The sequence below is a fragment of the Dellaglioa sp. CoH-57-MRSF-18 genome (assembly GCF_056781995.1).
In genome coordinates, this window is record NZ_JBXAXX010000144.1 from 1 (window position 1) to 348 (window position 348).

The following is a 348-nucleotide window of genomic DNA, read 5'->3' on the forward strand; positions in this document are numbered from 1 at the left end:
CCCGGGTTCATAGTGTTCACGTTCAACCAGAAGTTAATTGCGAAAGCACCTTTGCCTGCGGTCGTCGTGTTACCTCGTATGATCTGCATCGTGCTCGGAAACTGATACTCAAACCCAGAGGTGAGCGAGGTTGGTGCTCCGCTCACTGGGAACGTGAGTGCGGCCCCGCCAAAAGCTCCTGCCGACAAGTTGATTTGCCCGGCAATGGCACTATTGGTCACGAACCATGGGTAGTTCGCGGCCAGCGTGCCAGAAGGATAAATGTCGAAGCCTTCGGCCGACGCAATGAATTGTGCTGGCATTTTCTACTCCTTATAGCCAAGTGCCACGAAGTGTAATGGTTATTAG

Annotated in this window: 1 protein-coding gene; it reads right to left on the reverse strand. The window is 52.9% G+C overall.

Annotated elements, in window-relative coordinates:
* Positions 1–302, reverse strand: a 302-nt coding sequence (locus AC1RPG_RS08485; protein ID WP_481762549.1) for a hypothetical protein, incomplete at its 3' end; no start/stop codon positions are given.
* Positions 303–348 lie beyond the last annotated feature (46 nt).